Source organism: Streptomyces sp. NPDC026301 (assembly GCF_055567935.1).
Genome location: NZ_JBVHPN010000014.1, coordinates 44,067 through 66,154, shown reverse-complemented (window position 1 = coordinate 66,154; position 22,088 = coordinate 44,067). Strand labels below are relative to the sequence as shown.

At 72.6% G+C, this 22,088-nt stretch carries 20 protein-coding genes; 10 read left to right on the top strand and 10 right to left on the bottom strand.

Going from position 1 to position 22,088, the window contains the following annotated elements; all coding sequences use genetic code 11:
• Nucleotides 1–27: 27 nt before the first annotated feature.
• Nucleotides 28–411 (bottom strand): hypothetical protein, encoded by a 384-nt coding sequence (locus ACZ4MH_RS24315; protein WP_351602094.1) that lies wholly within the window; start codon nucleotides 409–411, stop codon nucleotides 28–30.
• A 331-nt stretch (nucleotides 412–742) separates the two neighbouring features.
• Between ACZ4MH_RS24315 and ACZ4MH_RS24310 the strand changes: the two genes are divergently transcribed.
• Nucleotides 743–2,125, top strand: coding sequence for an MFS transporter (locus tag ACZ4MH_RS24310; RefSeq protein WP_351602097.1), 1,383 nt, complete (start codon nucleotides 743–745; stop codon nucleotides 2,123–2,125).
• Between the two features lie 216 nt (nucleotides 2,126–2,341).
• Here ACZ4MH_RS24310 and ACZ4MH_RS24305 read toward each other — a convergent pair whose 3' ends face one another.
• The 8 genes from ACZ4MH_RS24305 to benA form a co-directional block, all read right to left on the bottom strand.
• Nucleotides 2,342–4,327, bottom strand: coding sequence for a helix-turn-helix domain-containing protein (locus tag ACZ4MH_RS24305; RefSeq protein ID WP_467754679.1), 1,986 nt, complete (start codon nucleotides 4,325–4,327; stop codon nucleotides 2,342–2,344).
• A 131-nt stretch (nucleotides 4,328–4,458) separates the two neighbouring features.
• The gene (locus tag ACZ4MH_RS24300; protein WP_351600119.1) at nucleotides 4,459–5,256 is read right to left on the bottom strand and encodes a 3-hydroxybutyrate dehydrogenase; all 798 of its coding nucleotides are present in this window, start codon (nucleotides 5,254–5,256) and stop codon (nucleotides 4,459–4,461) included.
• Nucleotides 5,257–5,339: 83 nt separating this feature from the next.
• The gene (locus tag ACZ4MH_RS24295) at nucleotides 5,340–5,972 is read right to left on the bottom strand and encodes an alpha-ketoglutarate-dependent dioxygenase AlkB (protein ID WP_351600121.1); all 633 of its coding nucleotides are present in this window, start codon (nucleotides 5,970–5,972) and stop codon (nucleotides 5,340–5,342) included.
• 48 nt (nucleotides 5,973–6,020) lie between these two features.
• Nucleotides 6,021–8,825: a helix-turn-helix transcriptional regulator gene (locus ACZ4MH_RS24290; RefSeq protein ID WP_351600123.1), complete on the bottom strand. Its 2,805-nt coding sequence runs from the start codon at nucleotides 8,823–8,825 to the stop codon at nucleotides 6,021–6,023.
• Between the two features lie 45 nt (nucleotides 8,826–8,870).
• Nucleotides 8,871–9,659, bottom strand: coding sequence for a 1,6-dihydroxycyclohexa-2,4-diene-1-carboxylate dehydrogenase (locus tag ACZ4MH_RS24285; RefSeq protein WP_351600124.1), 789 nt, complete (start codon nucleotides 9,657–9,659; stop codon nucleotides 8,871–8,873).
• Nucleotides 9,656–10,663 carry a benzoate 1,2-dioxygenase electron transfer component BenC gene (gene benC / locus ACZ4MH_RS24280; RefSeq protein WP_351600126.1) on the bottom strand — a complete coding sequence of 336 codons (1,008 nt, stop codon included), beginning with the start codon at nucleotides 10,661–10,663 and terminating at the stop codon, nucleotides 9,656–9,658. Before benC ends, ACZ4MH_RS24285 begins: the two co-directional genes overlap by 4 nt.
• A 33-nt stretch (nucleotides 10,664–10,696) precedes the next feature.
• On the bottom strand, nucleotides 10,697–11,209 hold the full coding sequence (benB, locus tag ACZ4MH_RS24275) for a benzoate 1,2-dioxygenase small subunit (RefSeq protein ID WP_351600128.1): 513 nt from the start codon (nucleotides 11,207–11,209) through the stop codon (nucleotides 10,697–10,699).
• Between the two features lie 11 nt (nucleotides 11,210–11,220).
• On the bottom strand, nucleotides 11,221–12,591 hold the full coding sequence (gene benA, locus ACZ4MH_RS24270) for a benzoate 1,2-dioxygenase large subunit (RefSeq protein ID WP_351600130.1): 1,371 nt from the start codon (nucleotides 12,589–12,591) through the stop codon (nucleotides 11,221–11,223).
• Nucleotides 12,592–12,823: 232 nt separating this feature from the next.
• On the opposite strand from benA, the gene ACZ4MH_RS24265 reads away from it, so the two are divergent.
• The 7 genes from ACZ4MH_RS24265 to ACZ4MH_RS24235 are packed head-to-tail and all read left to right on the top strand — an operon-like array spanning nucleotide 12,824 to nucleotide 18,238.
• Complete coding sequence (locus ACZ4MH_RS24265; protein WP_351600132.1) at nucleotides 12,824–13,735, top strand: LysR substrate-binding domain-containing protein; 912 nt, start codon at nucleotides 12,824–12,826, stop codon at nucleotides 13,733–13,735.
• A gap of 21 nt (nucleotides 13,736–13,756) precedes the next feature.
• Nucleotides 13,757–14,860, top strand: a complete 1,104-nt coding sequence (locus ACZ4MH_RS24260) for a mandelate racemase/muconate lactonizing enzyme family protein (RefSeq protein WP_351600134.1) — start codon at nucleotides 13,757–13,759, stop codon at nucleotides 14,858–14,860.
• A 20-nt stretch (nucleotides 14,861–14,880) separates the two neighbouring features.
• Complete coding sequence (gene catA / locus ACZ4MH_RS24255; RefSeq protein WP_351600137.1) at nucleotides 14,881–15,726, top strand: catechol 1,2-dioxygenase; 846 nt, start codon at nucleotides 14,881–14,883, stop codon at nucleotides 15,724–15,726.
• Between the two features lie 4 nt (nucleotides 15,727–15,730).
• Nucleotides 15,731–16,012, top strand: a complete 282-nt coding sequence (gene catC / locus ACZ4MH_RS24250) for a muconolactone Delta-isomerase (protein ID WP_351600139.1) — start codon at nucleotides 15,731–15,733, stop codon at nucleotides 16,010–16,012.
• Between the two features lie 11 nt (nucleotides 16,013–16,023).
• Entirely contained in the window at nucleotides 16,024–16,779 is a 756-nt protein-coding gene (locus ACZ4MH_RS24245; RefSeq protein WP_351600141.1) for a CoA transferase subunit A, read from the top strand.
• The gene (locus ACZ4MH_RS24240; RefSeq protein WP_351600143.1) at nucleotides 16,779–17,435 is read left to right on the top strand and encodes a CoA transferase subunit B; all 657 of its coding nucleotides are present in this window, start codon (nucleotides 16,779–16,781) and stop codon (nucleotides 17,433–17,435) included. The genes ACZ4MH_RS24245 and ACZ4MH_RS24240 overlap by 1 nt, the downstream gene beginning before the upstream one ends.
• Nucleotides 17,432–18,238: an alpha/beta fold hydrolase gene (locus tag ACZ4MH_RS24235; protein ID WP_467754678.1), complete on the top strand. Its 807-nt coding sequence runs from the start codon at nucleotides 17,432–17,434 to the stop codon at nucleotides 18,236–18,238. Before ACZ4MH_RS24240 ends, ACZ4MH_RS24235 begins: the two co-directional genes overlap by 4 nt.
• Before the next feature lie 30 nt (nucleotides 18,239–18,268).
• Here the strand turns inward: ACZ4MH_RS24235 and ACZ4MH_RS24230 are convergent, their stop codons facing one another.
• Nucleotides 18,269–19,615: an acyltransferase family protein gene (locus tag ACZ4MH_RS24230; RefSeq protein WP_467754677.1), complete on the bottom strand. Its 1,347-nt coding sequence runs from the start codon at nucleotides 19,613–19,615 to the stop codon at nucleotides 18,269–18,271.
• Nucleotides 19,616–19,771: 156 nt separating this feature from the next.
• On the opposite strand from ACZ4MH_RS24230, the gene ACZ4MH_RS24225 reads away from it, so the two are divergent.
• Together ACZ4MH_RS24225 and ACZ4MH_RS24220 are read left to right on the top strand one after the other, a co-directional pair.
• Nucleotides 19,772–20,434 carry a TetR/AcrR family transcriptional regulator gene (locus tag ACZ4MH_RS24225; protein WP_351601905.1) on the top strand — a complete coding sequence of 221 codons (663 nt, stop codon included), beginning with the start codon at nucleotides 19,772–19,774 and terminating at the stop codon, nucleotides 20,432–20,434.
• A 172-nt stretch (nucleotides 20,435–20,606) separates the two neighbouring features.
• Nucleotides 20,607–21,974, top strand: coding sequence for an MFS transporter (locus ACZ4MH_RS24220; protein ID WP_351601908.1), 1,368 nt, complete (start codon nucleotides 20,607–20,609; stop codon nucleotides 21,972–21,974).
• Nucleotides 21,975–22,088 lie beyond the last annotated feature (114 nt).

The following is a 22,088-nucleotide window of genomic DNA, read 5'->3' as shown; positions in this document are numbered from 1 at the left end:
CCGCGCGCCCCGCCGCCGGTCACGGCTTCAGCGACTCTCCAGGCGCAGCGTGACCTCCTCCTCCTGGTCGCCCGCCGCCGTGCCTGCGACCGACACGACGAAGGCGGGCAGCAGAGCCTTCCGCAGCTCGTCCACCGCCTGGTAGCCGCCCTGCAGCGAGATGGAGCAGGGGGCGGAGAGCTGGGTGGGACCCGGCATGTCGCGGGGCTGCTTCACCTCGAAGGTCGCGGTCCACACGCTCGGTCCCGCCCCGGTCGTCTCGTGGGGCACGTCGTCGGCCTCGCGGTCGGACGCGAAGGACGTCCGCAGCGCGCCGAAGATGGCCGCTGCGTCCTCCGGCCTGCATCCGCTGCATTCGACCGTGACCTCTGCCGCGTGTTCCGCCTGCGTCTCCTGGTGCGCGCTGTCCACTGTGCAACCTTCCTGTTCGAGCCGTACGCGGATACCGTCCCCTTCCAGGCTCACCCCGCGGCATCGCGTGTGCGACCGGAAGGGGCGGGTGTCTCTCGCATTGTCACTCGCCCAGCGGTACGGGGGCGAACACCCCGCGTTCCCGGGCGTGCTGCCCGGCACGGCCGCAGGCCGCCCCCTCCCCGGCATGGCCGCGGGCCGCACACCCCGGCCGGGAAGTGTGGGGCGCGGCCACATACGCGGCGTGGGCAGGGCTTCCTACCGTGTGGCGACATCGCACCGCCCTTTCCCGTCCCCTCTTCCATCCCCCTTCCCGGTCCGGAGTGAGACCATGTCCGCCACAGCGCACGTTCCACCCACCCCCGCCGGCCTGCGGCGCATCGTCGCCGCCAGCCTGATCGGCACCACCGTCGAGTGGTACGACTTCTTTCTTTACGGGTCGGCCGCCGCGCTGGTCTTCAACAAGCTGTTCTTCCCGGACTCGGATCCGCTGGTGGGGACGCTGCTGTCGTTCCTGACGTACGCGGTCGGGTTCGCCGCGCGGCCCATCGGCGCGCTGGTCTTTGGGCACTACGGCGACAAGCTCGGCCGCAAGAAGCTGCTGGTGCTGAGCCTGCTGATGATGGGCGGGGCGACGTTCGCGATCGGGCTGCTGCCCACGCACGCCACGGTCGGCTCGGCGGCGCCGCTGCTGCTGACGCTGCTGAGACTGGTCCAGGGCTTCGCGCTGGGCGGCGAGTGGGGTGGCGCCGTGCTGCTGGTGAGCGAGCATGGGGACGCGCGGCGGCGCGGCTTCTGGGCGTCCTGGCCGCAGACCGGCGCGCCGGCCGGGCAGCTGCTGGCGACCGGGGTGCTGGCGGCGCTGACCGCGCTGCTGTCGGACGCGGCCTTCGTGTCGTGGGGCTGGCGGGTGCCGTTCCTGCTGTCGGGCGTGCTGGTCGTGCTCGGGCTGTGGATCCGGTTGTCGGTGGACGAGTCGCCGGTGTTCAAGGCGGCGCTGGCGCAGGCGGCGGCGCGGAAGGGCGAGGAGCGGGCGGCCGAGAAGCTGCCGATCATCGCCGTCCTGCGGCACCACTGGCGGGACGTGCTGATCGCGATGGGCGCGCGGATGGCCGAGAACATCTCGTACTACGTGATCACGGCGTTCGTCCTGGTCTACGCCACGACCCACTCCGGGCTGTCCCAGCAGACCGCGCTCAACGCCGTACTGCTCGCCTCCGTGCTGCACTTCGCGGTGATCCCGGCGTGGGGCGCGCTCTCGGACCGGGTGGGGCGGCGCCCGGTGTACCTCATCGGGGCGCTGGGCGTGGCGGCCTGGGCGTTCCCCTTCTTCGCCCTCGTCGACAGCCGGAACTTCGGGCTGCTGCTGCTCGCGGTGACCGTCGGGCTGGTCTTCCACGGGGCAATGTACGCGCCGCAGGCGGCCTTCTTCGCGGAGATGTTCGCGACGCGGATGCGGTACTCGGGCGCATCGATCGGCGCCCAGTTCTCCTCGGTCGCGGCCGGCGCGCCCGCGCCGCTGATCGCCACCGCGCTGCTGGCGGACTACGGCAGCTCCACGCCGATCTCGCTGTACGTCATGGGCGCGGCGGTGCTGACACTGATCGCGCTGTACGCGGCCAAGGAGACCCGCCACCGGGACCTGGCGGCGATCGAGCCGGAGGCCGGGGCGGCCGGTGAGGGCGTACGGGCGGCGGAGGCGGGGAGGGGCTGAGGGGCCGAGCCGGGGGGCGGTGGCTGTACCGGCCTCCCGGCTAGGGGCCGGCCGGGGGGCGGTGGCTGTACCGGCCTCCCGGCTGTGGATAACGGGCCGGCTGTCAGGGGGGCGCGGTACCTTCACGGTGTGTGTGGTGGAGGTGGGGGAGGGGCCTTGCCACCGGTGGGAAGCTCTCCCAGTGGCTGGGGAGAGGGAGGGGCCCTGCCAGGAGTCCTAATCGCCGAGCGCCGACGACAACTGATGCAAGCGCAGCGCAAGTTGAAGCTCCAACGCGCGAGACGGCGACTGCCAGTCGGGGCCGAGGAGCCGGCCGATGCGGTCGAGGCGCTGGGCGACGGTGTTGACGTGTACGTGGAGGGCGTCCTTCGTACGGGCCGGGCTCATGCCGCTGTCGAAGTACGCGTGCAGCGTGCGCAGCAGGTCCGTGCCGCGGCGCGCGTCGTAGTCGGCGACCTCGCCGAGCGTGCGCCGGACGAACCCGTCCACGTCCCGGCCGTCGGCCAGCAGCAGGCCGAGGAAGCCGAAGTCCTCGGCGGCGGCGCCCTGTCCGGCGCGGCCGAGCACCCGCAGCGCCTCCCGGCAGCGGCGGGCCTGCGCGTAGGCGGCGGCGACGGTGGTGGGCGCCGCCGCCGGGGCCGGTACGGGCGCGGAGGCGCCGACGGTGACCGGCGCGTGGACGGCGGCGCCGAGCTGGCGGGCGGCGCGCCGGGCGGCCTCGCCGGGGTCGCCACCGCCGTCGTGGTCGCCCCCGCCGCCCCGGCCCAGCGGCAGCAGCAGGACCACGCCCGCGTCCCGGGCGGCGGCCAGGCCGTGCCGGGTCGCGGCGAGGTGGGAGGCGGCCGACCACAGACGCTGCCGGGCGGTGGCGCCGGCGCCTTCGGGGCCCGCGGCGGCAACGGCGCCGTCCGCCGGTGCCGGGTCCTCGGCGGCCGGGTCCTCGATGCGGGCGGCGAGCACGACGTGCGGCGCGTCCAGGTCGGCGGCGACCCGCGCGGCGCGCTCGCGCAGCAGCCGCGGGTCGCGGTCGGGGGCGTCCAGCAGGTCGTCGAGCAGTTCGCCGCGTACTCGCTGCTCGGCCTCGCCCGCGGTACGGCGGGCGAGCAGCAGCAGGGAGGTGACCATGGCGGCGCGTTCCAGGGTGCGCTGGTCGACGGGGTCCAGGCGGGGGTGGCCGCGCAGCACGAGCGCGCCCAGTACCTCGCTGCCGGAGCGGACGGCGGCCACCCAGTCGTCGCCGTCGCGCACGGCGTGGCCGTCGGCGCGGGAGCGGTCCAGGGCCTCGGCCGGCACCCGCTCGGCGTCGGTGAACTCCACGGTGCCGTCGAGTACTTCGGCGACGGCCGCGGCCACGTCCTGTACGCCGCCACCGCGCAGCACCAGCTCGGCGAGCCGGTCGTGGACGTCGGAGGCGCGCTCGATGACGCCGCTGCGGTCGCGGATGATCTCGTTCGCGGCCTCCAGCTCGGTCATCGCCTTGCGGGTCTCGGCGAGGAGGTGGGCGGTGTCGATGGCGACGGCCGCGTGTGCGGCGTGCGCGGAGAGCAGGGCGATCTCGGCGTGGTCGAAGACGCGGACCCGGCGGTCGGCGGCGAAGAGCACGCCGATGACGCCGCTGCCGAGCTTCAGCGGCACGCCGAGGATCGCGACCAGCCCCTCGTCCCGTACGCCGGTGTCGATCGTGCGGGTGTGCTGGAAGCGCGGGTCGTCGAAGTAGCTGTCGGTGACGTAGGGGCGGGCGGTCTGCGCGACCAGGCCGCCCAGCCCCTCCCCCATGCCCAGCCGCAGCTGCTGGAAGCGTGCTGAGACCGAGCCGTCGGTGACCCGCATGTAGGTGTCGCCCGCGACCGGGTCGTTGAGGGTCATGTACGCGGTCTCGGTGCCGAGCAGGGAGCGGGCCCGCTGGACGATGGCCCGCAGCACGGCGTCCAGGTCCCGGAGTCCGGCCAGGTCGTGCGCGGTCTCGTACAGCGCGGACAGCTCGGCCTCGCGGCGCCGCCGGCCCTCCAGCTCCGTACGGACGCGCAGCGCCAGCAGCTTGGCGTGCTCCAGGGCCGCCAGCCGCTCGGGGGAGGCGCCGTCGGCCCGGGCCCGCAGCACGGCGCGTTCGAAGTCCTCGGCGGGCGCGCCGGTGGCGAGCAGGTCGAGGAAGGGGGTCTCGGCCGGTTCGGCGGAAGCCCGGGCGGGCTGCTGGGGTGGCATGGACCCAGGGATACCGCCGGTACGGTGTGGCGCGCCAGCCGCGGGGCTCGCGGCCCGCTCCCCGGCGCCGGCGGCGGGGCCGCGCCGGGCCGGGACCGCTCCCCCGCCACCGGCCGCCGGGCCGCCCGAGGTCAGTGCGCCGTCCATCCGCCGTCCATGGCCAGCGAGGTGCCGGTGATGAACGACGCCTGGGGACTGCAGAGGTACGCGACGGCGTCGGCGACCTCGGCCGGCTCGACCAGCCGCTTCACGGCGGTATCGGCGAGCAGGACCTCGGTGAGCACCCGCTCGGCGGGGATGCCGTGCGCCTCGGCCTGGTCGGCGAGCTGCTTCTCGACCAGCGGGGTGCGGACGTAGCCGGGGTTGACGCAGTTGGAGGTGACGCCGTGCTCGGCGCCCTCCAGGGCCGCGACCTTGGAGAGGCCCTCCAGGCCGTGCTTGGCGGCGACGTAGGCGGACTTGTAGGGCGAGGCGCGCAGGCCGTGCACGGAGGAGATGTTGACGATGCGGCCCCAGCCCTGCGCGTACATGTGCGGCAGCGCGCCGCGCACGAGGCGGAAGGGCGCCTCCAGCATGACCTTCAGTACGGTCGCGAAGACGTCGGGCGGGAATTCCTCGATGGGGCGGACGAGCTGGATCCCCGCGTTGTTGACGAGGATGTCGGCGCCGGCCGCGGTCTCCTCGGCGGCGTCCAGGTCGGTGAGGTCGAGGGTGATCGACTGCAGGGCGCCGGGCAGGCCCTTCGCCCGGTCGGCGAGGCGGGCGAGCCCGTCGCCGTCCCGGTCGACCGCGCGGACGGTGGCGCCGGCCGTGGCCAGCCGCAGCGCGCAGGCGGCGCCGATGCCACTGGCCGCGCCGGTGACGAGTGCGGTGCGGCCCCCGAGGTCGGGCCCTGCGACGTCGGTACCTGGTGTGGAGGTGGCGCTCATGGGCGTCACCCTAAGCAGCGCGCGGTTCCATACCGATGTGGGGCGGGACCACAAGACGCGGCATGGGCATGTGGGCGGGGCCCTCAGCGCACGCCGCGGGGGCGGAACTGGACGCTGATGCGGGGGCCGACCGGGCGGGCCGTCTTGGGGATGGCGTGGTCCCATGTGCGCTGGCAGGAGCCGCCCATGACGATCAGGTCGCCGTGCCCGAGGGGGCGGCGGACAGTCGCCCCGCCGCCGTCCCGGGGCCGCAGGACCAGCGCCCTGGGCTCGCCGACGGAGAGGATCGCGACCATGGTGTCCTGGCTGCGGCCGCGGCCGATGCGGTCGCCGTGCCAGGCGACGCTGTCCTCGCCGTCGCGGTAATAGCACAGCCCGGCCGTGCGGAACGGCTCGCCGAGCTCGGCGGCGTAGTGCGCGCTGAGCGCGTCCCGGGCCTCGGCGAGCACCGGGTGCGGCAGCTCCTCGTCCTCGCCGTAGTGGCACAGCAGCCGGGGCACGTCGACGACGCGCTCGTACATCTGGCGCCGCTCGGCGTGCCAGGGGACCTGCCCGGCCAGCTTTTCGAACACCTCGTCGGCGCCGGTCAGCCAGCCCGGCAGCACGTCGATCCAGGCGCCGAGCCCGAGGACCGTGCGTGCGAGCCCGTCCAGGGGGCGCAGGCCGATCTCGTCGGTCCCTGCGAAGAGGGAACTCTGGAGGTGGGTGGTGGCCATGGGGCCAGCGTACGCCCTGTTCGAATTTTTGTACGAATACCGTGCGGGTCACGAATCGTGGAACACCGCCGCCAGCTCCCCCCGCGACCGCACCCCGACCTTCGCGTACACATGCGTGAGGTGGTACTGCACGGTCTTCACGGACAGGAACAGCTCCGCCGCGGCCTGCTGATTGCTCATCCCCCGCGCGACCAGCCGGGCGACCGCCCGTTCCTGCGCGGTGAGCCGCGAGAACTCCTCGGCGCCGCGCCGCGCGTTCAGCCCGCCCGCCTGCAGCTCCCGCTCGCAGCGCTCGACATACGTGCGCGCGCCCAGCAGGACGTACGCGTCCCGGGCGTTCTGCAGCAGCGCGTCCGCCTCCCGGCGCTTGCCCGCCCGGCGCAGCGTCTGCCCGTACGCGTAGCTCACCCGCGCCCGGTCGTACGGCAGCGGCAGATGCTCCAGGTGGGCCAGCGCGCCTTCGAAGTGGGCGCGCGCCGCGTCCAGGTCCCCCTCGGTGCCGGCGATCCGGCCGCGTACGTAGCCGAGCCTGGCCATCGTGGAGCGGTGGCCGCGGTCGGCGGCCAGCTCCTCGAAGGGCCGCAGGAAGGCGTCGGCCTCGGGGACCCGGTTGGTCATCACCAGGGCGTTGGCGTAGACGTCCTGCCAGGGCCAGAAGCCGGGCTCGTCGATGCCCTCGCGCTGCCGCAGCCGCAGTACCGGCTCCAGTGCGGCGGTGACGCGTTCGTACTGGCCGCGGGCCTCGGCGACCTGGGCGCGGGCCAGGGAGGCGGGCACCACCATCGCCTCGTAGTGCTGCATGTCGGCGGACGCCTGCCGGGCGTGGTGGTAGGCGGTCGGCCAGTCGCCGCGCAGCGCGTGGATCTGCGCCCCCGTCCAGTGCACGAGCGGCCGCAGCAGCTCCATCCGTACCTCGGTGAGCTGGGCCGCTGCCCGGTCGACGGTGCGCACCGCGTCCTGCCAGGCGCCCAGCGCGAACTGGGTGCGGGCCAGCCATGCCTGCGCCCAGAGCGAGATGCGGGTGGAGCCCATCCGGAAGCCGGTCGGCACGGCGCCCTCCAGCTCGCGCCGCGCGGCCTCCGGCTCGTCCATCGCCAGGTCCATCCAGCCGCGCCCCATCTGCACCCGCTGCGACTGGGCGCCGCTGGAGATCCGGGCCAGTACGTCGTCGTAGGCGTGCGCGGCCTCCTCGGCGCGGCCCATGGCGGCGAGCCCGAGCCCGAGGATGGCCTCCGACTCCACCGCCGAGGGCTCCATCGGGCCGACCAGGTCGACGGCCTTGCGTGCCCAGTGGACGAGGTCGGCGGCGCGGCAGCGGCCGAGGGAGTGCAGTACCCAGCGGTGGCAGATCGCGGCGGCCAGCTCGGGGCGGCGGACCGGGTCGCAGCGCTCCCACGCCTGGGTGAGCCGTACCTCGGCCTCCTCGGGGCGGCCGCGGGTGATCGCGAGGTAGCCGAGGACGGAGTCGCGCAGCGCGCCGGGCGGGAAGCTCTCCAGCTCGGCGGCGAAGGTCTCGGCCTGCGGCCGGTCCCCCGCGCCGACCAGCGCGTCCACGGCGCGCAGCAGCCGGTCCCTGCGGGTCGCGCGGGCCGGGCTGAGCCGGCTCGCGGCGACCAGCGCGCCCGCCACCTGGGACCAGGCGCCCTCGGCCGCCCGGTCGGCGGCGAAGCGGTCCAGGTCGTCGGCGAGCTCGGCGTCGGCGGCGGGGGTGGCGGCGACGCGGTGCATCAGGCGGCGGCCGTGGTCCTCGACGATCTCCGCGGCCCGGCGGTGCAGGTCGCCGCGTTCGACCAGGCCGAGCGCGCCGTGCACGGCGGCCCGTACGAGCGGGTGCGGGAAGGTGAGCAGGGTCAGACCGGGGCCGTCGGTCCTGGTCAGCAGCCCGGCCCGGCAGGCTTCGTCGACGGCGGCGAGCGGCTCGGCGACGCCGGACAGCTCGGCGGCCTCGGCGAACGGCACCGACTCGCCGAGCGCCGCGCACGCCTCGATCAGGGTGCGGGCCTGCGGGCCGCAGGCGTCGAGCCGGCGGTGCACGGCCGAGGCGTACCGCCGGGGCGCGGGCAGCGCGGGCTGCCAGTCGCGCCAGATGCCGGCCGGCACCTCGTGCAGCAGGTCGGTGAGGTAGAGGGGGTTGCCGCGGGTGTGGCGGCAGAGGATGCGCGCGGCGGGGAGCGAGAGGTCGACGCGGGCCGCGCTCCAGGCGAGCTGCTGGACGTCCTCCGGGGTGAGCGGGCCCAGGCGCAGCGCGCCGTCCCGGTAGGCGGCGAGGAAGTCCAGCACGTCGACCGGCAGCCGGTCCAGCCGGTCGTCGGCCGCGACCAGTACGACCAGTGCTTTTTCGGTGGACATCCGGCGCACTGCGGAGGCGACGGCGCGCAGCGAGGCGGCGTCGGCCCAGTGCGCGTCGTCGATGACGACGACGGTGGTGGTGTCCTCGGCGTGCGCGCTCCAGATCTCGTGCAGCCGGCGGCCGGCGGCGAGCGGGTCCGGTGGCTTCGTGGCCGCGTCGTCGTCCGGTGCGAGCGCCGCGCCCGCGGCCTTGGCGAGTTGGTCGGCGACGCCGAGGTCCAGCTCGTTCTCCCAGCGCACGCCGCTCGCGCGGTGCACGCGCAGCGGTCCCGGTCCGGCCTCGCCATCTCCATTCAAGCTGTGTTCGGCCAGGAAGTGCTCGACCAGCGCGGTCTTGCCCATGCCGGACGCGCCCTCGACCAGGACGATCGAGGGGTGTCCGGCGCGGGCGGCGGCCAGCAGGCGGTCCAGCGCCGCCAGCTCGGCCTGCCGGCCCGCGGGGCCCCGCCGGACCGTCTCGGGGGCGCCGTCCGGAAGGGGGCTCGCGCCCTCGTGATCGTCCATCGTGTTCACATTAGCGGTGCACGGGCGGCCGCTCGCGCGGGCCGCTCACCCCTGGTCACCACCGGCCACGGGCAGCACCGAAGCGGTGATGTAGGACGCCTCGTCGGAGGCCAGGAAACAGATCGCGGCGGCCTGCTCGTCCAGCTTCCCGTACCGCTTGAGCAGCGAGGACTCCACAGTCTGGTCGACGATCTGCTGGTACCAGGCGCGCTCTTGCCCGTCCGCCGCGGCGGGTCCGCGGGCGACCCTGCGGGGCGGGGCGTCGGTGCCGCCGGGCGCGGTGGCGACGACGCGGATGCCGTACGGGGCCGCCTCCAGCGCCAGTGCGGAGGTGATGCCGTTGACGCCGCCCTTGGCCGCGGCGTACGGGACGCGGTTGACGCCGCGGGTGGCCACCGAGGAGACGTTCACGATCGTGCCGGAGCGCTGCGCGATCAGATGCGGGAGCGCCGCGTGGCAGGTCCACAGCGTGGGGAAGAGCGAGCGCTGCACCTCGGCATGGATCTGCTCGGGCGTGTAGTGCTCGTAGGGCTTGGCCCAGATGGTGCCGCCGACGTTGTTAACCAGGACGTCGATCCGGCCGAGGCGTTCGCGGGCCGCCTCGGTGGCGCGCGAGGCCTCCTCGTACTTCTCCAGGTCGGCGGTGACGGCGTAGGCGGTGGCGCCCGCGGCGGTCAGCTCGGCGGCCACCTCGTGCACCAGCTCCGAGCGGTCCACGAGCGCGACGTCGGCGCCCTCCGCGGCCAGCCGCCGGGCGACGCACTCGCCGATGCCCTGTGCCGCGCCGGTGACCACGGCCTTCTTGCCGGCGAACCGGCCGGGGAAGTGGGTCATCGGGCGGCGCCCGCGAGTTCGGTGGCTCCGGTGGGGGCGAACTTCTCGTTGTGGAAGTGGGCGGGTGTGACGCCCTGTCGCCGCAAGTGGTCGCGTACGCCTTCGACCATGGGCGGCGGCCCGCAGACGTACACGTCCACGTCACCGTCGTGGAGGTGCTTCGGCTCCAGCCGCTCGGTCACGTACTCCTTGACGCAGGTGTCGTAGGTGAATCCGGGGATCACCGCTGCGTAGTCGGCAAGGGTCTCCAGGCGGACCAGGTCCCGCTCGGACGAGACGCCGTACACGAGGTGGACGGGGTGCCCTGGCGGCTGCGTGGTCAGCTTCTCCAGCATCGACAGCAGCGGGGCGAGTCCGGTGCCGCCCGCCAACAGCAGCGCGGGACGGGTGAGTTCGCGCAGATAGAAGCTGCCCATCGGGCCGGTGAAGTCGATCCGGTCGCCGAGCTCGGCACGGTCGCGCAGATAGCTCGACATCGCGCCGTCCTCGGTGAGGCGGACGAGGAAGGAGACCAGGCCCTCGGCGGGGCCGTTGCTGAAGGAGTACGACCGGGTGACGTCCGTGCCGGGCACGGCGACGTTGACGTACTGGCCGGGAAGGAAGGCCAGCGCGCCGCGGTCGTCGAGTTCGAGCGTGAAGGCGACGGTGGACTCCGACAGCTTCTCCAGTGCGACCAGGGTCGCGCCGTGCGTGGCGGCCGCCGTCTTCGCGGCGTCGGAGGTGGTGGGGATGCGGAGCACCAGGTCGCTCTGCGGGGTCATCTGGCAGGGCAGTGCGTACCCCTGCGCGGCCTCCTCGTCGGTCAGCGCCTCCTCGATATAGTCGCCGCCGTCGTAACTGCCGCTCTCACAGAGGGACTTGCAGGTGCCGCAGGCGCCGTCGCGGCAGTCGAGGGGGATGTTGATGCGTGCCTTGTACGAGGCGTCGGCGACGGTTTCGTCCGGTCCGCAGGTGACGAACCGGGTGATGCCGTCCTCGAAGCTCAGGGCGACCTGGTAGCTCATGGTGAACTCGATTCGGGGAGGATGGGCGAGTGATCAGATGTGGTAGATGTCGACCACGTGGTGAATGCGGTCGTTCTTCAGAACGACCTTCTTCTTCCTGATCAGTGGGGTCTCGCCCGAGAAGTCGATGGTGTAGAACGACGTCCCGAAGTACGGGTCGATGTTCTGGTAGCGGTAGTACAGCGTGTGCCAGTTGAAGCGGATGTCGATCTCGTCGCCGCGGCGCTCGACGACCTCCACGTTGGCGATGTGGTGGCCGGTGCGCGGCTCGGGGAGGCTGGTGGCGCTGGAGCGGTCCGTGCGGATGCGGAAGACCCGGTCCTCCAGGCCGCCGCGGTTGGCGTAGTAGATCAGCGAGATCTCCGTCCGCGGGTCGCGGGTCAGCTCGTCGTCGTCCGCCCAGGCCGGCATCCAGAACTCCACGTCCGGGTGGTAGCACTCCAGCCACTTCTCGAACTCGCGGTCGTCGAGGTAGCGGGCCTCGCGGTAGAGGAACTGGCGGATGTCCTCAAGGGTGACGGTGGCCGTCTCGGCGATGGTGGTCATGATCTCGCTCCTTACCGGCCGGTCTGCTGGGTCGCGGCGTCCTCGGCGGCCACCGCGGCGCGCATGGTGTCCAGCCAGTACCCGTGCTGGATCGGGTAGAGGGTCTCGTCCTCGGTGCGCGCGCCACTGGCGATCGGATTGATGCCGAGCTTCTTTGCGTCCTCGTCCGGGCCCTCGATCTTGTGCGCCACGCCGCGGCTGAGGTCGTTCCAGGGCGCAGCGCCCGCCAGGTAGGTCTTCTGGCAGGAGCGGAACTCCTCCAGGTCGTCCGGGGTGGCCATGCCGGAGGCGTTGAAGAAGTCCTCGTACTGGCGGATGCGGTTGGCGCGGGCCTCGGCGCTCTCGCCCTTGGGGGCGATGCAGTAGATCGTGACCTCGGTCTTGTCCACGGAGATCGGGCGGAAGTGCCGGATCTGGGAGCTGAACTGGTCCATCAGGTAGACGTTCGGGTACAGGCACAGATTGCGCGAGTACTCGATCATCCAGTTGGCCTTGTCCTCGCCGAACTCGGCGACCAGCTCTTCCCGGCGCTCGTTCAGCGAGCGGTTGGAGGGGTCCTCCCAGCGGGTCCACAGCAGCAGGTGGCCGTGCTCGAAGGAGTAGTAGCCGCCCTTCTGGCGGGCCCAGGTGCCGGCGTCCATGTTCTTGGTGTCGTTGGTGGACTCGCCGGAGGAACGGCGGGCCGTGGTGGCCGCGTAGTTCCAGTGGGTGGCGGAGACGTGGTAGCCGTCGGCGCCGTTCTCCGCCTGGACCTTCCAGTTGCCGTCGTAGGTGTAGGTGGAGGAGCCGCGCAGCACCTCCAGGCCCTCCGGGGACTGGTCCACGATCATGTCGATGATCTTGGTGGCCTCGCCGAGGTGCTCGGTGAGCGGTAGGACGTCCGGGTTGAGGCTGCCGAAGAGGAAGCCGCGGTAGTTCTCGAAGCGGGCGACCTTGGTCAGGTCGTGCGAGCCGTCCTTGTTGAACTGCTCCGGGTAGCCGGCGCCGCGGCCGTCCTTGACCTTCAGCAGCTTGCCGGAGTTGTTGAAGGTCCAGCCGTGGAACGGACAGGTGAAGGTGGTGCGGTTGTCCGTCTTGCGGCGGCAGAGCATCGCGCCGCGGTGGCTGCAGGCGTTGATCAGCGCGTTGAGCTCGCCGTCCTTGCTCCGCGAGAGCACCACGGGCTGGCGGCCGATGTACGTCGTGAAGTAGTCGCCGACCTCGGGGAGCTGCGTCTCGTGGGCGAGGTAGACCCAGTTGCCCTCGAAGATGTGCTTCATCTCCAGCTCGAAGATCTCCTCGTCCGTGAAGATCTTCCGCCGGGCGCGGTACACACCGCGCTCCTCGTCCTCCACCAGGGCGTCGTCCAGGATCGCCCGGGTGCCGACCGACGTCTGCGTCATGGTCCCTCCAAACCTGCGCCCGGCCCCGTCGTCCCGTCGGGGTTCTTACGGCCGCTTTTCAGCACCATGGCAGCGGGATGGCGACGCCACCCCGGGCATTTCCCCAGGGTTAACCCAGGGCCTCATCCATATTCCTTGCATATCAATCAGCGGGAAAAGAGTATTTCTCTCGTCTGAGACCGGCTGCCTACGATGAGCCGCATCCGGCGGCAAGGAAGCCAAGGAGGCCCTCATGGAACTGCGCCACCTGCGCTATTTCGTCGCCGTCGCCGAGACCCGCCACTTCGGCCGGGCCGCGGAGAACCTGCACATGGCACAGCCCCCGCTGTCGCAGGCGATCCGGCAGCTGGAGGCGGATCTCGGGGTCGAGCTCTTCACCCGTACCACCCGCCAGGTGGCCCTGACCGGGGCCGGCGAGGTCTTCCGTACCGACGCGCTGCGCATCCTGCAGTCCGTCGACGAGGCGACCACCCGCGTGCGGCGCTTCGCCAAGGGCGCGGAGGGCATCCTGCGGCTCGGCCTGACCGGGACCGCCTGCTACCGGCAGCTCCCCGCGATCGCCCGGCTGGTCAAGGAGGAGATGCCGGGGGTGGCGCTGGAGATCCAGACCGAGCTGCTGACCCCGGCGCAGGAGCTGGCCCTCAGCGAGAACCGTCTCGACGTGGGCATGCTCCGGCCGCCGGTCCGCCAGGAGGGCATCGTCTGCCGGGAGGTCGCCCGGGAGCCGCTGGTACTGGCGGTCCCCGAGGACCACTGGCTGAGCGAGGCGGAGACCGCCGAGGTCGCCCAGCTGCGCCACGAGAACTTCATCATGTACGCGGTCAACTCCCGCTCCGTCGTCAACGACGCGGTCACCAGGAGCTGCCTCGCGGCGGGCTACTACCCGCACTGCGCACACGATGTCACCGAGACCTCGACCGCGCTGGCGCTCGTCGCCGCCGGTCTGGGCATCGCCCTGCTCCCCGACTCCGTCCGCTCGGTCTCCCGCGACGGCGTCGTCTTCAAGCCCGTCCGGGGCGCGGAGACCGTCGGACTCGCCCTCGCCTGGCGCGAGAACGACGCCTCTCCCCTGCTGGAGACGCTGCTCGGCGTCCTGGAGTCGCACGACGTATTCGTCCCGGACCGCGCCGCCGAGGACCGATAAGACCACCGCAATCGAGGACCGATGAAGATCACCGCCATCGAGGCGATCCCGTTCGCCATCCCCTACAAGAAGCCGCTGAAGTTCGCCAGCGGCGAGGTCCACACGGCCGAACACGTCCTCGTGCGCGTCCACACCGACGACGGCCCGGTGGGCGTCGCCGAGGCACCGCCCCGCCCCTTCACCTACGGCGAGACCCAGGAATCGATCGTCGCCGTCATCGACAAGGTCTTCGCGCCGCAGCTCACGGGCCTCGCCCCGACGGCGCGCGAGGCCGTGCACGCCCGGCTGAACCGTACGGTCGGCAACCCCACCGCCAAGTCGGCCGTGGACATGGCCCTTTGGGACGTCATCGGGCAGTCGCTCGGCATCTCCGTCACCGAACTGCTCGGCGGCTACACCGACCGGATGCGGGTCTCGCACATGGTGGGCTTCGCACCGCCGGAGGAGATGGTCGCCGAGGCGCAGCGGATCCGCGACACGTACGGCATCACTACCTTCAAGGTGAAGGTCGGCCGCCGCCCGTTCCAGCTCGACGTCGAGGCCTGCCGCGCACTGCGCGCGGAACTGGGCGACGAGGTCGAGCTGTACATCGACGGCAACCGCGGCTGGACGGCGTCGGAGTCGGCCCGCGCGCTGCGCGCCATGGACGGCCTGGACCTGACGCTGGCCGAGGAGCTGTGCCCGGCCGACGACGTGCTGGGCCGCCGCCGGCTGGTCACGCACACGGACATCCCGTTCGTCGCCGACGAGAGCGCCACCCGCCCCGGCGAGGTGACCCGCGAGCTGCTGTCCGGTTCGGCGACGGCCATCAGCATCAAGACCGCCCGTACCGGCTTCACGTACTCCCAGCGCGTGCACCACCTCTGCGAGGGGCTGGGCGTCGAGGCGGTGATGGGCAATCAGATCGACGGTCAGATCGGCACGCTGTGCACCGCGGTCTTCGGATCCGCTTACGAGCTGACCGCCCGCCGGGCCGGCGAGCTGTCCAACTTCCTCGACATGAGCGACGACCTGCTCGCCGAGCCGCTGCGGATCGAGGACGGCACGCTGCGCGTCCGCGAGAGCGCCGGCCTCGGCATCGAGTTGGACCCGGAAAAGCTGGCGCGTTACCGCCAGGACACCTGAACGACCAGAGGAGCAGAGCCATGACTGACAGCACTCAGGCCACCGCCGCCGCGTCCGGCGCCTCGGCCACCGAGGCGTTCCGCGCCAAGCAGCGGTCCGAGGCAGCCTCCAGCAAGGAGCGCGTCGACACCCTGGCCACCGAGGTCATCACCGCGGTGCACGACGTCATCCGCCGCCACAAGGTGACGTACGCGGAGTACGACGCGCTGAAGGCGTGGCTGATCGGCGTCGGCCAGGACGGCGAATGGCCGCTCTTCCTCGACGTGTGGATCGAGCACGTCGTCGAGGAGGTCGCGAACGAGAACCGCGAGGGCAGCAAGGGCACCATCGAAGGCCCCTACTACGTCCCCGACTCGCCGCAGCACGAGGCCGAGACGACCCTGCCGATGCGCGCGGACGAGGCCGGCACGCCGCTGCTCTTCCAGGGCCAGGTCACCGACGTCGAGGGCAAGCCGCTGGCCGGCGCGCACGTGGAGATGTGGCACGCCGACGACGACGGCCTGTACTCGCAGTACGCGCCGAACCTGCCGGAGTGGAACCTGCGCGGCACCGTCGTCGCCGACGACCGGGGCAACTTCAGGATCCACACGATCCAGCCCGCGCCGTACCAGATCCCCACCGACGGCTCCTGCGGCAAGCTGATCGCCGCGGCCGGGTGGCACGCCTGGCGCCCCGCGCACCTGCACCTGAAGGTGTCCGCGTCCGGCCACCAACTCATCACCACCCAGCTGTACTTCCAGGGCGGCAGCCATGTCGAGGACGACATCGCCTCGGCCGTGAAGCCCGAGCTGATCCTCGACCCGAAGCCCGCCGCGAGCGGCACGGGCAACGAGGTCACCTACAACTTCGTGATGGACCGGAGCTGAGCACATGCTGTTCGCAGTGAAGATGGACGTGAACCTCCCCACGGACCTGGACCCCGAGCTCAGGGCCGACACGATCGCCCGCGAGAAGGCGTACTCCCAGAAGCTCCAGAAGGCCGGGAAGTGGCCGCACATCTGGCGGTGCGTCGGCCAGTACTCCAACCTCAGCGTCTTCGACGTCGAGTCCAACGACGAGCTGCACGACATCCTCTGGGGCCTGCCGCTCTTCCCGTACATGTCCCTCGAGGTGACGCCGCTGGCCGTACACCCCTCCGACATCAACGCCTGACGGAGCGGTCCATGGACAAGGTCGTGGCCACCGCCGCTGCAGCGGTGGCGGATGTACGGGACGGCGCCTCGTTCGCCGTCGGCGGTTTCGGGCTCAGCGGCGTCCCCGACGTGCTGATCCAGGCGCTGTACGAGACCGGCGCGGGCGGGCTGGGCGTGGTCTCCAACAACTGCGGCGTGGACGGCGGCGGTCTGGGCATCCTGCTCGCCGCCGGCCGGATCGCCCGGGTGACCGGCTCCTATGTCGGCAACAACAAGGAGTTCGCCCGCCAGTACCTCGCCGGGGAACTGGAGTTGGAGCTCACCCCGCAGGGCACGCTCGCCGAGCGGCTGCGGGCCGGCGGCTGCGGCATCCCGGCGTTCTTCACCCCGGCCGGGGTGGGCACGGACGTCGCGGACGGCGGCATGGTGCTGCGGTACGCGCCGGACGGGACAGTGGCCGAGGCGTCGCCGCCCAAGGAGGTACGCGAGTTCGACGGCGTGCCGTACGTGATGGAGCGCGGCATCACCACCGACTTCGCGCTCGTCCGGGCCGCGAAGGGCGACCGGCACGGCAACCTCGTCTTCAACAAGGCGGCGCGCAACTTCAACCCGCTCGCGGCGATGGCCGGCAGGGTCACCGTCGCGGAGGTGGAGGAGCTGGTCGAGCCGGGCGTGCTGGACCCGGACGAGGTGCACCTGCCCGGCGTGTTCGTCCAGCGGGTGGTCGAGCTGACGCCGGCGCAGGCCGCCGACAAGCACGTGGAGAAGAGGACGGTGCGCGCCTGATGGCTTGGACCAGGGAAGAGATGGCCGCCCGGGCCGCGGGCGAGCTGCGCGACGGCGACTATGTGAACCTCGGCATCGGGCTGCCCACGCTGGTGCCCAGCTTCCTGCCCGAGGGCGTGGATGTCGTGCTCCAGTCGGAGAACGGGCTGCTGGGCGTCGGCCCGTACCCGGCCGAGGACGAGGTCGACCCGGACCTGATCAACGCGGGCAAGGAGACCGTCACGGTCCTTCCCGGCGCGGCGTTCTTCGACTCCGCGCTCTCCTTCGGCATGATCCGCGGCGGCCACATCGACACCGCGATCCTCGGCGCCATGCAGGTCTCGGCCCGCGGCGACCTGGCGAACTGGATGATCCCGGGGAAGATGGTCAAGGGCATGGGCGGCGCGATGGACCTGGTGCACGGCGCCCGCCGGGTGGTCGTGGTCATGGACCACACCGCCAAGGACGGCAGCCCGAAGATCGTCGCCGACTGCTCGCTGCCGCTGACCGGCCGGGCCTGCGTCCACCGGATCATCACCGACCTGGGCGTCCTGGACGTCACCGAGGACGGTCTCGTACTGGTGGAGACCGCGCCGGGGGTGACGCCCGAGGAGATCGCCGCACGCACGGCGGCCCCGGTCCGCGTGCCCGCCCCGCTTCCGCAGGAGAGCCCGTGACCAGCACCGATGTTCAGCTGCTCCACCACCGCCTGGACGGCCCCGAGGACGCGCCGCCGCTCGTGCTCGGCCCGTCGCTGGGCACCTCGCTCGCCGTGTGGGAGCCGCAGCTGGCCGAACTCACCCGCACCCACCGCGTGCTCCGCTTCGACCTCCCCGGGCACGGCGGGACGCCCGTCGGCGTGCTGGCGGACCCGACGCCCGGCAGCACGACCGTCGCGGACCTCGCCCAACTCGTCCTGGACCTCGCCGGCCACCACGGCTGGCGCGCCTTCCACTACGCCGGCATCTCGCTCGGCGGCGCGATCGGCGCGCACCTGGCCGTGCACCACGCCGACCGGCTCGCCTCGCTCGCGATGATCTGCTCCTCGGCCCGCTTCGGCGACCCGGCGGGCTGGCGGGAGCGCGCCGCCACGGTGCGCGCGCACGGTACGGCGGCGCTGCTGCAGCCGACGCCGGGCCGTTGGTTCGCCGATCCCGGTACGGCGGCGGGCCCGCGCGGCACGGCGCTGCTCGCCGACCTCGCGGCCGCCGACCGGGCCGGGTACGCGGCCTGCTGCGACGCGCTGTCCGGCTACGACGTGCGGTCCGGGCTGTGGTCCGTCGCGGTCCGGACGCTGGTGATCGCGGGGCGCCAGGACCCGGCGACGCCGCCCGCGCACGCCCGCGAGATCGCCGACGGGGTGCCCGGCGCGGCCCTCGTCGAGGTCGCGGGCGCCGCCCATCTGGCGGGCGTCGAGCGGCCGGACGCGGTGAACGCGGCGCTGCGCGTCCACTTGGACGCGGCGACGCGCGGACGCTGACGCACCGTCACGCCTTGTGCTGACGGTGCGTCACCCCAAGGCGGCCGACCGCGCTCCGTGCTGCTCGCCCCGGGGCAGCGGAAGGCCGCCCGGCGGACCCGCGAGTACCCGCCCCACGCGCTGCCCCGGCAGTTCGACCAGCCGGTGCGCGAGCATGGCCAGCGGCAGCAGCAGCGCGAGGTACGCGGCCATCAGCAGCGGCGTGTCGTGCCGCTGCCACGGCACGGCCAGGTCGCACACCTCCAGGACGAGCGGGTGCAGGAGGTAGAGCGAGTAACTGATCACGCCGCAGAAGGCGAGCCAGCGCGGTACGCGGTGCCGCCGCAGGGCCATCGCCGCGCCGAACGTGAGCAGCGCGAGCCCCGCCGTGACCGCCCAGATCCGCACCGCGGACCGCGGGTCGCCGCCGCCCGTGACCGCGTCCGCGCGGGTGCCGATGTGCAGCGCGGCGGAGAGCACGCAGGCCGCGAGCACGATGCCCGCCGCGGTCAGCCCGGCGGCCCTGCCGAGCTGCCCGCGCTCGACCCGGTACAGCACGGTCCCGGTGAACATCAGGGACAGCAGCGCGAGGCCCTGCCAGGGCGGGATGCGGCCGTTGCAGAGGACCAGGACGATCGCCAGCGCGCCCCCGAGCAGCGCACCGGCCCGGTTCCACGGCGCCCGCCCGCAGGCCACGGCGCACAGCGCGACGGCCGCCCCGAGCGCGGTCGCCGCGATCACCGGTGTGCCGCCCAACCCCCGCGTCAGCGCCGCGACGGGCAGCGCCCCGCCGGCCGCGACGCCGAGCGCGGCCAGGCCCAGGGCCATCGGCGCGGAGCGCCGGTGCAGCCGCACCGCGAAGAGCGCCGCGACCAGGAGGTAGAACACCATCTCGTACGAGAGGGTCCACAGCACATTGATGGCGTTGGGCACCCCGAGCAGGTCCTGCAGCATCGTCCCGTGCGCGACCAGGGCACTCAGCGGGTCGCGCTCCCCCAGCCCCGCCCGCAGCCGCCCGGGCCCCCACAGCACGAGCAGCGCCGTGGCCGCCAGCGCGACGCACAGCAGCGGGTAGAGGCGGCAGATCCGGCCGACCCAGAAGCGGCGCAGCGAGCCGCGCCGCTCCAGGGAGGCCGGGATGATGTAGCCGCTGACCAGGAAGAAGACGATGACGCCGTACGTACCGGGGTTGACGTACCGCTGCACGATGGCGGACAGCTCCGGCAGATAGCGGGGCCCCGCGTGGTGCAGCGCGACCATCAGCGCCCCGATGCCCCGCAGCGCGTCGAGCCACGCCAGCCGCCGGTCCGGGTCCGGCCCCGGTCCCGCGCCCGGCAGGTCGGGCACGTGTGCCGGCCGGGACGGCTGGGAGGACATCAGCCATGCCACATCACTCATCGTCACACCGTACGCACGGTGCGTGTCTGGCGCACGCCGAACTGACGCCGTATCAGTCGGACGGGTCACGGTCGGCCGCCCGGGGCGCTCGCCGCGCGCCGCATACCTCTGCCTAGACTGTGCCGACCAGTGGACCGTTCGCGAGGAGCCAGCCGTATGACCGCCGTTCACCCGCCGGCCCGTGCCGCAGGGCGGCAGCGCGACGCGGCGCGGACCCGGGCGGAGATCCTCAAGGTCGCGACGGAGGAGTTCGCGCGGAGCGGGTACACGGGTGCGCGGGTCGACGAGATCGCCGCCCGCATCCACACCACGAAGCGGATGATCTACTACTACTTCGGCGGCAAGGAGCAGCTGTTCACGGCCGTGCTGGAGCACGCGTACGCGGGCATCAGGCAGCAGGAACAGCAGCTGGACGTCGAGCATCTGGACCCCGCAGCGGCCATCCGCCGGCTGGCCGAGCTCACCTTCGACCACCACGAGGCGCACCCGGACTTCATCCGCCTGGTGAGCATCGAGAACATCCACGAGGCGGAGCACATCACCGCCTCGGAGACGATCGGCCGGCTCAACTCGCCCGCGATCGAGGTGATCGGGCGGATCCTCGACGAGGGCCGCGCGCAGGGCGTGTTCACGGCGGACGTGGACGCGGTCGACCTGCACGCGATGATCAGCGCGTTCTGCTTCTTCCGGGTCTCCAACCGGCACACCTTCGGCGCCCTCTTCGCGCGCGATCTGACGGCGGCGGACCGCCGGGAGCACTACCGCACGATGCTCGGTGACATGGTCCTCGGCTATCTGACCGGCGCCGCGGCGGTCTGAGCCGCGCGGCCGGCGCACGGGCGGCACACGGGCGGGAATTGTTTCCGCGAGATGTCTTGACAGTGACCTGTGGGCGGTTCACGATCGCTGCACCCCCACAACTAACTATCTAGTACGTTAACTCGCCGCCACCCGCCGTCCGCGAAGGTGGCTCTTCCCCACTGGAGCAGGCATGTCCGCTCTCTCCGCCGAGGCCGCGGCCCCACCGCCGGGACGCCCCCGCAAGGCCGCCGTCGCCGCCTGGATCGGCAGCGCGCTGGAGTACTACGACTTCTTCATCTACGGCAGCGCCGCCGCCCTGGTCTTCCCCAAGGTCTTCTTCGACCCGAGCGACCCGGCGACCGCGACGCTGATCTCGCTCGCGACGTTCGGCGTCGCCTACGCGGCCCGCCCCATCGGCGCGCTCTTCCTCGGCCATTTCGGCGACCGGCTCGGCCGCCGCAAGATCATGGTGTTCACCCTGATCCTGATGGGCCTGTCGACCTTCGCGATCGGCTGCCTGCCGACGTACGCGCAGGTCGGGACCGTCGCGCCGGTCCTGCTCGTCCTGATGCGGGTGCTGCAGGGCCTCTCCGCCGCCGGCGAGCAGGCCAGTGCCAATTCGATGACGCTGGAACACGCGCCGGAGCACCGGCGCGGGTACTACACGAGCTTCGCGCTCAACGGCACCCAGGCCGGCCAGATCCTGGCCACCCTGATCTTCATCCCGGTGGCCGCGCTGCCCGAGAAGCAGCTTCTGACCTGGGGCTGGCGACTGCCGTTCCTGATCAGCGTGGCCGTCACGGTCGTCGGCTACCTCATCCGCCGCAAGCTCTCGGAGACCCCGGTCTTCGAGCAGGCGGCGGCCGAGGACGCGGTGGCCAAGCTGCCGCTGGCGGACCTGCTGCGGCACCACTGGGCCGACGTGCTGCGGGTGATCGCGGCGGCCCTGATCGCCACGGTCAGCACGATCTTCACGGTCTGGGCCCTGTCGTACGCCACCAGCGACGCGGTCGGCATGGACAAGACGGCGATGCTCTGGGTCGGCGTGCTGTCCAACGCGGTGGCGCTGGCCGCCATCCCGCTGTGGGCCAAGCTCTCGGACCGCGTCGGCCGCAAGCCGGTCTTCCTCATCGGCTCGCTCGGCTCCGCCGTGCTGATCTTCGTCTACCTGTGGGCGATCTCCACCGGCAGCTATCCGTTGGTCTTCGTCACCGGCATCGTCTTCTTCGGCGTCGTCTACAGCGCGGCCAACGCCATCTGGCCGTCGTTCTACGGCGAGATGTTCCCGACCCGGGTCCGGCTGTCGGGCATGGCGATCGGCACGCAGATCGGCTTCGCGGTGGCGGGCTTCGCCGTGAGCATCGCCGAGCGGATCGCGGGCCCCGGCGGCGACAACTGGCTCGGCGTCGCCACCTTCACCGCCGCGACCTGCGTGATCTGCTCGCTCGCCGTGCTGACGGGCCGGGAGACGCACCGCGTGCCGACCGCGCTGCTGGGCGAGAAGCCGGCCGCGTCCGAGGAGGAGCGCGGAAGCCTGGCCCGGGCGTCCTCCGCCTGACGGCCGCGCGGGCCGCCGCTCGCCAGGGGGCCGCGGGCCGAACTTTCGCCCGCGGTCCCTTGCGGCCATAATTAACTAACTAGTACGTTCATAGCGCACCACCAGGGAGTCGCG